At 74.0% G+C, this 12398-nt stretch carries 11 protein-coding genes and 1 pseudogene; 5 read left to right on the top strand and 7 right to left on the bottom strand.

The window, feature by feature from the left end:
- Positions 1-49 precede the first annotated feature (49 nt).
- Both CXR04_RS23870 and clpS read right to left on the bottom strand, forming a co-directional pair.
- A complete protein-coding gene (locus CXR04_RS23870) occupies positions 50-649 on the bottom strand; it encodes a DUF2017 domain-containing protein (RefSeq protein ID WP_101424333.1) in 600 nt (199 codons plus the stop codon).
- Positions 649-957 (bottom strand): ATP-dependent Clp protease adapter ClpS, encoded by a 309-nt coding sequence (gene clpS, locus CXR04_RS23865; RefSeq protein ID WP_018834043.1) that lies wholly within the window; start codon positions 955-957, stop codon positions 649-651. Before clpS ends, CXR04_RS23870 begins: the two co-directional genes overlap by 1 nt.
- 137 nt (positions 958-1094) lie before the next feature.
- On the opposite strand from clpS, the gene CXR04_RS23860 reads away from it, so the two are divergent.
- Positions 1095-2417: a nicotinate phosphoribosyltransferase gene (locus CXR04_RS23860; protein WP_101424332.1), complete on the top strand. Its 1323-nt coding sequence runs from the start codon at positions 1095-1097 to the stop codon at positions 2415-2417.
- Positions 2418-2510: 93 nt separating this feature from the next.
- Entirely contained in the window at positions 2511-3098 is a 588-nt protein-coding gene (locus CXR04_RS23855; RefSeq protein WP_101424331.1) for an isochorismatase family protein, read from the top strand.
- 92 nt (positions 3099-3190) lie between these two features.
- On the opposite strand, the gene CXR04_RS23850 is transcribed toward CXR04_RS23855, so the two are convergent.
- Positions 3191-3496, bottom strand: a complete 306-nt coding sequence (locus CXR04_RS23850) for a hypothetical protein (protein WP_101424330.1) — start codon at positions 3494-3496, stop codon at positions 3191-3193.
- Positions 3497-3611: 115 nt separating this feature from the next.
- A complete protein-coding gene (locus CXR04_RS23845; protein ID WP_101426561.1) occupies positions 3612-5792 on the bottom strand; it encodes an immune inhibitor A domain-containing protein in 2181 nt (726 codons plus the stop codon).
- Positions 5793-6333: 541 nt separating this feature from the next.
- On the opposite strand from CXR04_RS23845, the gene CXR04_RS23840 reads away from it, so the two are divergent.
- Complete coding sequence (locus tag CXR04_RS23840; protein ID WP_234380447.1) at positions 6334-6618, top strand: hypothetical protein; 285 nt, start codon at positions 6334-6336, stop codon at positions 6616-6618.
- Positions 6619-6743: 125 nt separating this feature from the next.
- On the opposite strand, the gene CXR04_RS23835 is transcribed toward CXR04_RS23840, so the two are convergent.
- A complete protein-coding gene (locus CXR04_RS23835) occupies positions 6744-7763 on the bottom strand; it encodes an RDD family protein (protein WP_101424329.1) in 1020 nt (339 codons plus the stop codon).
- 55 nt (positions 7764-7818) lie between these two features.
- Positions 7819-9572 (bottom strand): annotated as a pseudogene (locus CXR04_RS23830) (RDD family protein).
- Between the two features lie 184 nt (positions 9573-9756).
- Here CXR04_RS23830 and CXR04_RS23825 point away from each other — a divergent pair.
- Positions 9757-10227, top strand: a complete 471-nt coding sequence (locus tag CXR04_RS23825; RefSeq protein WP_101424328.1) for an SsgA family sporulation/cell division regulator — start codon at positions 9757-9759, stop codon at positions 10225-10227.
- 72 nt (positions 10228-10299) lie between these two features.
- Here CXR04_RS23825 and CXR04_RS23820 read toward each other — a convergent pair whose 3' ends face one another.
- On the bottom strand, positions 10300-11370 hold the full coding sequence (locus tag CXR04_RS23820; protein WP_101424327.1) for a GlxA family transcriptional regulator: 1071 nt from the start codon (positions 11368-11370) through the stop codon (positions 10300-10302).
- 307 nt (positions 11371-11677) lie between these two features.
- On the opposite strand from CXR04_RS23820, the gene CXR04_RS23815 reads away from it, so the two are divergent.
- Complete coding sequence (locus tag CXR04_RS23815; protein WP_101424326.1) at positions 11678-12337, top strand: IclR family transcriptional regulator; 660 nt, start codon at positions 11678-11680, stop codon at positions 12335-12337.
- Positions 12338-12398 lie beyond the last annotated feature (61 nt).

The following is a 12398-nucleotide window of genomic DNA, read 5'->3' as shown; positions in this document are numbered from 1 at the left end:
ATTATGTGCACATTCACCCGAACGGGGGCCCGGCAGGGGGCCCACGGGCCTAGCCCATCAGCGTCTCGATCAGGGTCTCCTGGAGTCCGCCCAGCCACAGGTACGCCATCACCATCGGCTTGCGCTCGTCCTCGTCCGGCAGCCGGAACAGCACCTCGCCGTCGTCGTCGTCCCGGATGTCGAGCCGCGCGCCTATGGCCAGCCGCAGGTCGTTCAGCGTCGCGAGCCACTGCCGCGACTCCTCCGGGCCGACCTTGAGCACCGCCCCGCCCTCGCCCCGCACGGAGAGCAGGTCGAGCCCGCGGACGACCGCCAGCGCGTTCTCCCGCTTGCTCTCCCGCAGCTCCGGCTCGGTGTAGCGGCGGAACTCCGCCGAGCGGGCGCGCTCCTCGCCGTCCGGGCCCTTGCCGGGCTCGCCGTACGCGTCGGGGAAGAGCCGCGCCAGCGCCGGGTCGGACGGCGGCTTGCTGGGGCCCTCGGCGAAGAGCGCGTCCAGCGGGTCGGCGGGCGGCGGGGCGTCCGCGGGGGCGTCGCCGGGGCCGATCAGCTCCAGCAACTGCACGGTCAGGGTGCGCAGGATGGAGATCTCCAGCTCGTCCAGCGCGACGGCCGCGCCGCCACCCGGCACCGCTTCGAAGTGCCCGGCCATCAGCGGTCCTGCTGGAGGGTGGCCCACAGGCCGTAGCCGTGCATCGCCTGCACGTCCCGCTCCATCTCCTCGCGGGAGCCGCTGGAGACGATGGCCCTCCCCTTGGTGTGTACGTCCATCATGAGCTTGCGGGCCTTCTCCCTCGGATATCCGAAGTACGCCTGGAAGACGTACGTCACGTAGCTCATGAGGTTCACCGGGTCGTTGTGGACGATCGTCACCCAGGGGACGTCCGGTTCAGGCACCGCCGCGGGTGACTGGGACTCGACGGTCTCCGGGCGCTCGATCTCCGTGGGTGCGACGCTCACGGTTGGCGGCAACTCCTCGTTAGCTCCGGCTGCGATCGCAGCCCTGACGGTCCCCATGCTGCCACCCGAGGCGGTGCCGCAGCCATTCGGACACCGGAAATCGTCAGAGTGACGAGTATGGGCGTAGGATCAGGTGCATGTCGGAACTGAAGCTGCCGGTCACCGTCCCCTCGACGGCCCTCTTCACCGATCACTACGAGCTGACCATGGTCCAGGCGGCGTTGCACGCCGGCACCGCCGGCCGGCGCTCGGTCTTCGAGACCTTCACCCGCCGGCTGCCCGAGGGCCGCCGCTACGGCGTCGTCGCCGGCACCGGACGCGTCCTGGACGCGCTGGAGAGCTTCCGCTTCGAGCCCGAGGTGCTCAGCTTCCTGCGCGCGCACGACGTGGTCGACGCCCCGACGCTGGACTGGCTCGCGGACTTCCGGTTCACCGGCGACATCTGGGGCTACCCCGAGGGCGAGGTGTACTTCCCCGGCTCCCCCGTGCTGCGCGTCGAGGGCAGCTTCGCCGAGTGCGTGCTGCTGGAGACGGTGGTGCTGTCGATCCTCAACCACGACTCCGCCATCGCCGCCGCCGCGTCCCGGATGGCCGTCGCCGCCGCCGGCCGGCCGCTGATCGAGATGGGCGCCCGGCGCACCCACGAGCTGGCCGCGGTGGCCGCCTCCCGGGCCGCGTACGTCGGCGGCTTCGCCTCCACCTCCGACCTGGCCGCCGGCTTCCGCTACGCCATACCCACCGTCGGCACCGCCGCGCACGCCTTCACGCTGCTGCACGACAGCGAGCGCGAGGCGTTCACCGCGCAGGTGGAGTCCATGGGCGTGGGGACGACGCTGCTGGTCGACACGTACGACGTGGCCGCCGCGGTCCGTACCGCCGTGGATGTCGCGGGGCCTGAGCTGGGGGCCGTGCGCATCGACTCCGGCGACCTGCTGCTGATCGCGCACCGGGTGCGCCAGCAGCTCGACGAGCTGGGCGCGGAGCGCACCCGGATCATCGTCACCAGCGACCTCGACGAGTACGCCATCGCCTCGCTCGCCGCCGCCCCGGTGGACGCGTACGGCGTGGGCACCCGGCTGGTCACCGGCAGCGGGCACCCGACGTGCTCGATGGTCTACAAGCTGGTCGCCCGCGCAGCCTCCGACGCCCCGGACGCGCCGCTGGTGGCGGTGGCGAAGCGGTCGACGGGCGGGAAGACGTCGATCGGCGGGCGGAAGTGGGCGGCCCGGCGGCTGGACGCGTACGGGGTCGCGGAGGCCGAGGTCGTCGGCACCGGGGAGGTGCCGGCGGAGCTGGCGGGCCGGGAGCTGCTGGTGCCGCTGGTGCGCGGCGGGAAGGTCGTGGGCCGGGAGCCGATGGACGACGCCAGGGCCCGGCACGTCGTGGCCAGGGACGGGCTGCCGCTGTCCGCCACCCAGCTCTCCAGGGGCGAGCCGGTCCTGCCGACGGAGTACGTATGACGCCCGGCCCAGCGGGCAGAGAACCGGGACGCGCGGCGCTTGGCTCCCCAGCGGTCCGCCCGTCCGACGCCGACTCACGAAGGGCATCGCACCATGCATCGTGCACTGATCGTCGTTGACGTGCAGAACGACTTCTGCGAGGGCGGCAGCATGGGGGTGACCGGGGGCGCGGACGTCGCCGCCGCGATCACGGACCTGATCGGCCGGTCCACCGCCGGTTACCAGCACGTCGTCGCCACCCGCGACCACCACATCGAGCCGGGCGACCACTTCTCGGCGCACCCGGACTTCGTGCACTCCTGGCCGACGCACTGCGTGGCCGGCACGGAGGGCGTCGGCTTCCACCCGAACTTCGCCCCGACCGTCGCCTCCGGCGCGATCTCGGCGGTCTTCGACAAGGGCGCGTACGCGGCCGCGTACAGCGGGTTCCAGGGGGCGGACGAGAACGGCGTGCCGCTGGCGGACTGGCTGCGTGCCCGGGAGGTCACGGAGGTCGACGTGGTGGGCATCGCCACCGACCACTGCGTGAAGGCGACGGCGCTGGACGCGGCCGCGGAGGGCTTCCGCACCCAGGTGCTGCTGGACCTGACGGCGGGGGTGGCCGAGGACACCACCCAGCGGGCGCTGGGGGAGCTGTCGGAGGCGGGCGTGGAGCTGACGGGCAAGCCGGTCGTCGGCTGACGCCACGGGCGCCCTCAGGGCCGCCTGCGGGGCCCTCGGGGCCGCGCCTGTGCGCTGCTGCGTCCCAGCAGCCCGCGGCCGCGCCCCCACGCCTACGTCGCCAGCCGGAACAGCGCCGCTATCGGGTGCCAGGGCTCCGTGTCGTCGTCGAGCGAGCCGCGCCAGACCAGGCCGTCCGGATGGCACAGCACGGCGGTCACCTCGTCGGGCGTGGGCGGGTGCGCGTTGCCGCGGAGGTAGACGGAGCGCAGGCCCAGGTTCCGCAGCCGCGTCAGGGCCCTGGCGCGGTTCGCGGCGTGGACGAGCACACGTATCCGCCGGCCCTCCACGGGAGCCGGCAGGGAGACGGCGACCACCATGCTGCCGTCCGGCAGCTTGGTGAATCCTCCTCCGCCCATGGCGCTCCTCACGTGGTCGTCCCTCGGCCAGCCTACTCACGCCATCTTTACGCGATCGGCCGCCGCCCCGCCAGGGGCAGCGGCCGATACGTCTCTGACCTGCGATTTTATCGAATCACCCGACGGAGGGCGCCACCTGGATTGTCATGGTCCGGCCATCACTGGGCTCCTGGACGATGGAGATCCTGGTGTTGGTGTCCGGCACCTTCACGCTGCCGCCCGGGTTCCCTTCGGCCCAGTACGACCCCTTGCGGTCGTCGAAGACCGAGACGCCCCTCTTCGACGTGATCTTCGCCGGCTTCCCGTCCTTGTGCAGGGTGAAGCCGTCGGTCCGCTGGGTGCTGAAGGTGGCGTCGTACGCCTGGATGCGGTTCCGCATCACCGAGCCGTCCGCCCACTTCTCCGGCTTCGGGTGCGCGTCGACCGGCAGCACCAGGCCCTCGCCGGGGTGATCGCTGGTGTTGTTGTCGAGCTGCGAGGTGTCCCACAGCCAGACGGCCAGGCCGTTCTGGTACGGGAAGTGCTCCACCCAGTCCGGCTTGTCGGTGACCCAGCCGAAGTTGTACGGGCCGCTCTTGAGCGTCTTGTCGTACGACACGTACTGCCGGTTCTCGGCGATGTAGTACTGCGGGTAGTCCTTGGTGAAGGACTCCCCGACGCGCGAGAAGCCGTCCGCCGTCCAGCCCGCGTCGTCGCCCTCGGCGCCGTCCGCGAAGACCTCCGCGCCGTCCGCCGTGATCGTCAACGCGTCGGCGGCGAAGCCCTTCTGCGCCACCCCGCCGTCGGTCTGGTAGCGGAAGCGGAGCTGGACCTGCTGGCCCGCGTAGGCGTCGAGGGAGTACTCCAGGTCGCGGTACTCGCCGGAGACGCCGGTCAGCGCGGGCCGGTCGCCGCCGTCGCGCGGGATCTGCGCGCCGTTCGCGGTGCCGTCGAGCGGGGTGAAGCCGGCGCCGCCGTCCGTGGAGACCTCGGCGTAGAGGTAGTCGTAGTTCTCCTCGATGTCCCACCAGCCCTTCAGACCCAGCGAGGCGCTGGACTTGCCGGTCAGGTCGACCGTACGGGTCAGGGAGTTGGACAGGTCGTCGCCCATGCCGCTCCACCACTGCCCGGCGCCCTCGGCGGGCGCGGTGATGGTGGTGGTGACGGCCTTCTCCGGCAGTTCGACGACGAGCGCCTGCGGCTTGCCGTCCTTCTGCTCCTCGGCGCGGCCGAGGGTGTGCTTGGAGCGGGTCGCCGCCTTGGCCGTGTCGTAGTCCAGCCAGCCGAGTTGGAGCTTGTCCCAGGCGGTCATGTCGCCGGGCAGGTCGCCGATGGCGTCCTTGCCGCGGCCCAGCCAGGAGCCGGAGGACATGAGCGTCCAGAAGGCGGTGGAGTTCTCCCCGCCCGCGGTGTCGTACAGGTCGGGCAGGCCGAGGTCGTGGCCGTACTCGTGGGCGAAGACGCCGAGTCCGCCGTTCTCCGGCTGGACGGTGTAGTCGCCGACCCACACGCCGGTGTCGCCGATCTGGGTGCCGCCGGACCTGTTCTCGCCGGGGCCCGTGCTGCCCGCGTCGGTGCCGTAGGCGTACCAGCGGTGCGCCCAGATGGCGTCCTCGCCCTGGACGCCGCCGCCGGCGGACTCGTCCTCGCCCGCGTGCACGAGCTGGAAGTGGTCGATGTAGCCGTCGGGCTCGTCGAAGTTGCCGTCGCCGTCGAAGTCGTAGCGGTCCCAGACGTCGTACTCGGCGAGCTGCGCCTTGATCTCGGCGTCGGTCTTGCCGGCGGCCTTCTGGTCCTCGGCCCACTTGGCGGTCGCGTCGCGCACCAGGTCCCAGACGGAGGCGCAGGTGGAGTCGCCGCAGTAGTTGGAGCCGTAGCGGGCCTCGTTCCACTTCACCGAGACCCAGTCGCTGACCTCGCCGTCCACCGTGTACTTCCCGGAGGACTGCTTCTCGTAGTACTTCGCCACGGACTGCTTGTCCGCGTCCTTGGAGAAGTAGAGGTCCTGGTAGTGCTGCCGGTCGTAGTCGGCCTTCCAGTCGGTGGAGTTGTCCACCGCCCGGTCCGGCTCGGCTATCCGGTTGTGCGCGGGGCCGGCGTCGCCGCCGTACTTGACGACGGGCGGCTTCGGGCCGTTGCCGTCCGGGTCGTACATGGTCTCGTTGTCGACGTCGTCGCCGAACTCGACCAGCACGGTGAAGATCTTGTCGGTCTTCGCGCCCCGGCCGAGCTCCGCGTACTTGCCGTCGTCGAGCTTGACGACGGTCGAGCCGTCCTTCTTCGCCCGCGGCTGCGCCTCGGTCTCGCCGGAGAGCAACTGCTGCAGCGCGGCCTCCTGGCGCGCCTCCTGTTCCTTGCTGAACGGACCGTCGAGATCGTGCTCCTGATGCTTCGGAGCCCGCGCCGGGTCACGGCGTTCGAGCTGGGCCGCGCCGTCGCCGGGGTCGGCGGCCGCCTGCCCCAGGGGGAGCAGAGCCGCCCCGAGTGCGGCTGCAACCACCGTGGTAACGGCAGTTTTTGACAACTTTCTTTGCCTGCTCTTCACGTTTGCGCTGTCCCTCCCGCGTCGCCGCACGAATAGGTGTGCCAGCATTCGACCGGAGTGAACAAAGAAATGACAGTCTTGACTTGGACACTTCAGAGGGCTACGGCACCCGAGCCCCTGGTGACGGCATTGCCCACCCCGGCATGACACCGTGCGCCCCCTCGTGCACCCCCCGAGTGGGTAAGGTCACGCTTACTTGCATCCCCGGGCGGGCAACGCCTTGGGTAGTGGGGGGCGGCTGCACGCACGGGGCCGCCCTTCGGCACGTTCACCACCCGTCCGTACCGATGCTGAGCCCACCAGGGGGGCTGCCATGCCGCGTCCGACTCTCACCCAAATCCTGTACGGGTCGGCCACAGTCATCGCCTCAGCCGCAGCCATGCTGCTGCTCTCGCAGGCCGGCGCAGCCATCGCCCTCGTGGCGATCTGCGTCACCGCCCTGGCGCTCGGAGTGCTCGTCGCACTGACCGCACCCGTGCCGCGCTCCCGCCGCGCTCCCGCCTTGACGGCGGAGCACGTGGTGGCGGCGCGGCCGGACGGTATCGCCGCACCCGCGGCGGACCGGCGGCCGGTCGGCGCGCAGTCCGCGCCGCACTGAGACGGCACGGGGGCGCCCGCGAGGACGCCCACGGGGGACGGCCGAGGCACCTACCGAACAGGAAGCGGCCGGCGACCACTTGGTCGCCGGCCGCTTCGGTGTGCCGGTCCCGGGGGCGGCTGTGGTCAGGGGGTGTAGCGCCGGCCCTCGGTCGAGACCACGACGGTCTTGGCGGCCTTGTCGTGCACGCACTGGCGGTACGGCCTGTCCCAGGTGCAGGACAGCACGTTGTAGAGCCAGAACAGGGTGCCGATGCACGGCACGATCGCCGGCAGCGTGTAGACCGCGGCGCGGAGCCAGCCGGGGCCTCCGGCGGGGACGGCGCCGTTCTCCAGCATGCCGACGCGGATGCCCATGAGCTTCTTGCCGACGGTCTGGCCGCTGCGGGTGAGCATCAGGCCCTCGTACACGAGGTACACGAGGATGCCGAAGATGCCCCAGGCGTACTGGGCGCCGGTGTTGTCGCTGTCGGCGAACTCGTCGATGCGGCCGATGAGGGTGAGGAAGACCGACACCGGGATGTAGACGATCAGGGCGTCGATGATGCGGGCCAGCAGCCGGCGGCCGAGACCGCCGAGCGGGGGCATCCCGGCGAGCCGGGGATCGGGGGCGCCGTAGGCGGAGCCGGCGGGGCCGCCGCCGTACGGGGGCGGGGGCGGGGGCGGGGGCATGGAGCCGGGGGGCTGGTCGTAGGGGGAGCCGCCGGAGGGCGGGGGGCCGTAGCCGTGCCCGCCGCCGGAGCCCGAGCCGGGCGGCGGGGTGCCGCCGGGGGTGCCCTGGCCGGAGTCCGGTGCGGCGCCCGGCTGTTGCTGCTCGCCGCCGCCGCTGTCTCCGTGCGACGGGAGCCCGCCGTGCTCCGGTCCTCCACCGCCGTGCGGCGGCGTGCCCGAGCCCCCCGTGGGCGGAGGCGGCGGCGGGGGTGCCGCCCCGTGCCCCTCCGACGAGGTCGGGCCGTCCACCGGCCGTGTCGAACCGCTCCCCCGCGCCCCGTGCGCCCCCTGTGCCCCGTGCTCCTCACCCGGCGGCGGCTCCGCCTCCGCCTCCTGCCCCTGCGTGCCGCCGGGGGGCGCGCCGTTCTGCGGGGGCTGCGAGCGCGTGGGCTTGCTGCGGTGCGGGTCGGCGCCCTCGCCGTGGTCGGAGCTCATGCACCGAGTCGACCCCGGGCGCCACCGCCCCGCATCCCGGGGGCGGCCGAACGGCTCAGCCGCGCGCCACGTACGTGCGCCCCGCCTTGTCGTGCCAGCACTGCCGCCACGGCTTGTCGAAGGCGCACCAGACGACGTTCAGCAGCCCGATCAGCGGCAGCAGCAGGAACACCGCGTACGTCAGCCACCGGCGCAGCGCCGAGCCGGTCGCCGGCGGGTCCTGCGACTCGATGTCCAGCACCCGCACGCCGAACAGCCTCTTCCCGGGCGTACGCCCCCACTTCGCGGTCGGCAGCGCCTCCACGACGAGGCCGAGCACGAGGAAGAGGCCGAGGACGAGCGCGAGATAGGGGCCCGTGGTGCCGTCGATGAGCCAGACCGTCACGGTCTTGCCGGACGCCTCGGCGGCGTCGATCTTGTCCTGTACGTGGTCCACGGACTTGCTCACCAGCGGCACCGCGACCGCGGAGAGCACGCCGCCGACCAGCAGCGCGTCGACGAACCGGGCGCCGAGCCTGCGGCCGAGCCCGGCGGGCGGCGCGGTGCCCTGCGCGGCGCTGAGGAAGGGGTCGCTGGCCGGCGGCCGCCAGGGCACGACGGGCGGCTCGCTGCCGCCGCCGCCCTGCGGCAGCTCGGCGCGGGCCGCGGCCCGCTCGGGGAGCTGCGCGGCGGGCGGCTGCTGCGGGGTGGGGGCGGGGCCGTGCGCGCGGCGGGGGTCAGCGGCGGCGCCGCGTGGCCGCCCTGCGGCGCGAGCTGCGGCTGTGCGGGCCGGGGCTGCGGGAGTTCGGGCGTCGTCGGCGACGGCGGGGCCACCGGTACGTCCGGGGCCGTGGGCGCCGGACGCGCCTGCGGCAGGTCGGGGGTGGTGGGCGCGGGGAGGGCGTCGGGCGTGGTGGGCGCGTACGCCGCCGCGGCCTGCCGCGGGTCGGCGGCCCCCTGCCCGAACCCGGAGGCGGCGGCCCCGGAGCCCACACCGGACCCGGACCCTGACCCGGCCCCGGTGTCGGCCTCCTCGCGCGTCTCCCCAGGCGTCCCGGGTGCCGGTACGGGCGCGGGCCCCGACAGCCGGCGCACCTGCTCGCCCCACGAGCCGCCCCCGACGCGCGGGTCACGCCCGAGCGGCACGCCCGGCCGGTCCTGCCCGTACGTCCCGGGCGTGGCCTGTCCGCCCTCCTGCCCGGCGCCGCCGTCCGCGGCCCCGGCGTCGTCCGCCCGGCGCGCGGCGGGCAGCCGGGGCTCCTCCTCGGCGCGGCCCGGCTCCGGCGCGCCGCCGCCCAGCTCGGCCGGCACGGTGAGCGCCGGCGGGTCCTGCGCGCCCCAGGCGACGCGGCTCTCGGCCCGGTCCGCCACGTCCACGACGTCGACCGCCTGCCACGCGCCCCGCGCGTCCGCCGGCTCCTCGGCGGCCGCCGGCGGCTCGGCCGACGCGGCCCGCTCGGCTGCGTCCCGTACGCCGTCCGCGTCGTCGCCCCCGCGCGCGTGCCGCCCGCGGGAGGAGGGCACGGAGTCCCGCGGCTCCTCCTCGTCGAGGAAGACCGGGCCGGTCTCGCTCAGCGACGGGCCCGGGGCGGCGGGCTCCGCGGGCGCGGCGTCCGCGGGGCTCTCCGCGCCGCCCGCGCTCGCGGACTCCGCGTCGGCGGTCTCCTGCACGTCCGCGGCCGGCTGCTCCTCGCCCTCTTGGGCACGGCGGCTGGTGCCGGGGACCCACGCCGCACCGTTCCAGTACCGGACGTAGCCCGGGATGGAGGGGTCGGGGTAATAACCGGGGCCGGGGATCCCGCCTCCGGAGGGTGGTGTCGGGGCGCTCATGGGGTCCACATCTACCAGAACCGGCGGACCGCCGGGTCCGCCTCACCCCCGTTCCGCCTCAAGTGACTTGTCGAACGATAGGAGGAAGTCTGCGGAAGTCGCGTAAGAGCGCGACGGTTTGGCCCTCTCTTCCTCCGCAGGCCCGTCGGACCTGCGTGACGTTCGACAAGAGAGGTGCCACACCATGCAGACCGTGGTGGAACGCGAACTGGAGCTGCGACTCGTCCTGTCGCCGGAGAGGAGCGTTCCGGTGCCGTCCAGACTGACGTACCGGTCGTCGGATCCGTACGCCGTCCACATCAGCTTCCACATCGGCTCGGCGGCGCCGGTGAGATGGTCGTTCGCCCGGGAGCTGCTGGTGGAAGGGGTGTTCCGGCCGTGCGGCCACGGCGACGTGCGGGTCTGGCCGACGAAGTCCGGGTCGGGGAGCGTCATCTGCCTGGCGCTGACGTCCTCGGACGGGGACGCGCTCATCGAGGCGCCGAGCGCCGCGGTCTCCACCTGGCTGGAGCGCACGCTGCGGGCCGTGCCCCCGGGTTCCGAGTTGGCTCAGCTCGGTCTGGACGAGGGGCTGGAGGAGCTGCTGGGGCCCGCGACGCGGGACGAGTTGTGGCTGAGCGACCCGTGGCCGTCGGACGAGTCCGGCGATACGTGAGCGCCCGTACGCCCCGCTGCGCGCCCCCGCGCCGTCCCGCGCAACCGTGCGGCGCCCGGCCCCCGTTCGGCGCTACGCCGCCGCCCCCGCCGGAAGCTGCCCCGGCCCGCGGAACGTGCCCCGGTACGCGGTCGGCGAGACGCCGAGCGCCGCCTGCATGTGCTGCCGCAGCGACGCCGCCGTGCCGAACCCGGCGTCCGCCGCCACCCGGTCGACGCTGCGGTCGGTCTCCTCCAGCAGGTGCCGCGCCCGCTCGACGCGCTGCCCGGTGAGCCACCGCAGCGGCGTCACACCGGTCTCCTCGCGGAACCGGCGGCTGAAGGTCCGTACGCTCATCGACTCCTGCGCGGCCAGCTCCCGCAGGGCGATGGGGCGGTCGAGGTGCGCCAGCGCCCAGGCGCGGGCGCGGCCGGTGGTGCCCAGCTCCGGCCCGGCCACCGGCCGGGACACGTACTGCGCCTGCCCGCCGTCGCGGTGCGGGGGCACGACGGTGCGGCGGGCGACGTCGTTGGCGACGGCGGCGCCGTGGTCGGCGCGGATCATGTGCAGGCACAGGTCGATGCCGGCGGCCTCGCCCGCGGAGGTGAGGACGCCGCGGTCCTCGGTGTAGAGCACGTCGGGCTGGAGCCGTACGGCGGGGAAGCGGCGGCGGAACAGCTCGGCGGACTTCCAGTGCGTCGTGGCCCGGCGCCCGTCGAGCAGGCCCACGGCGGCGAGCACGAACGCGCCGGTGCAGACGGACGCCACGCGCGCGTCCGGCCGCACCCGCCCGAGGGCCGCCCGCAGCGCGGCCGACGGCTCCCCGCGCCCGGCGCCCCCGGTCCCGTCCGCGCCCGCGCTCTCGACCGCGCTCTCGACTGCGCTCTCGACTGCGTCCTCGGCATGCGACGCGGGCACCACGACGGTCCCGGCCCCGTCCAGCGCCTCCGGGCCGCGCTCGACGAGCACCGGGAAGTCCGCGTCCGTACGCACCGGGCCCGGCCGCAGCGCGCAGGTGACCACCTCGTACAGCCGCCGCCCCCCGGCCTCGGCGGAGCCGAACATCTGGTGGACGAGGCCGAGTTCGAGAGGCATCACGCCGTCCCGGACGAGGACGGCGACGCGGTGCGGTCCGGTGGGGGAAGTCTCTGCGGAGCCGGTCATGGCACGATTCTTTCATGTGGGCTTAATCCGGCCATTCACGGGCATTGCGCCAGGCGCAACGATCACGGAAAGCGACGGACGTGCAAGATCCTGACCGGATTCTGGACGGGGTCTTCCGCTGAGCGGTGCCGCTCGCTAGGTTTCCGCACACCCCCGCCGAGCAGGCGGAGGCGGGGCTCCGAGATCCGCGGCAGAGCCGCCGCGGACACATGCCGGTGCCACCTGGGGCCGGCGGCTCCAGACGCCGGGGCTGCAAGGGACGGGTGCGCCGGCGCGGGAAGGGCCGCACATCACTTGAGGAGGCGGCGTGCCCGCAGAGACCTCCCAGACCCTCGACCGTGGACTCCGCGTGCTCAAGCTGCTCGCCGACACCGACCACGGCCTGACCGTCACCGAGTTGTCGCACAAACTGGGCGTCAACCGCACCGTGGTGTACCGCCTGCTCGCGACCCTGGAACAGCACGCCCTCGTCCGCCGCGACCTCGGGGGCCGCGCGCGCGTCGGGCTCGGGGTGCTGCGGCTGGGCCGGCAGGTGCACCCGCTGGTACGCGAGGCGGCGCTGCCGGCGCTGCGCGCGCTCGCCGAGGACGTCGGCGCGACGGCGCACCTGACGCTGGTCGACGGCAGCGAGGCGCTGGCCGTCGCGGTCGTCGAACCGAGCTGGACCGACTACCACGTCGCCTACCGGGCCGGCTTCCGGCACGCCCTGGACCAGGGCGCGGCGGGCCGGGCGATACTCAAGGGCCGCGGCCTCGGCCCGGGCGCGTGCGAGACGGACGCGGAGCTGGCGCTGGCCCTGACGCACGGCGAACTGGAGGCGGGCGCGAGCGGCGCGGCGGCCCCGCTGCTGGGGGTGTCGGGGATAGAGGGCAGCGTGGGCGTGGTGATGCTGCACGAGATCGTCCCGGGCGAGGTCGGCCCCCGCGTCGTCTCGGCCGCCCGCGAAGTGGCCCAGGCCCTGCGGTAGCCGGTACGAGCGGGGAGGCCGTACGACGCCGGGTGTCCCCTGGCCTTAGATTGGGGGGCGT

It is taken from the genome of Streptomyces sp. CMB-StM0423 (genome assembly GCF_002847285.1).
GTDB lineage: Bacteria > Actinomycetota > Actinomycetes > Streptomycetales > Streptomycetaceae > Streptomyces.
This window is presented reverse-complemented; position numbering and strand designations above follow the sequence as displayed.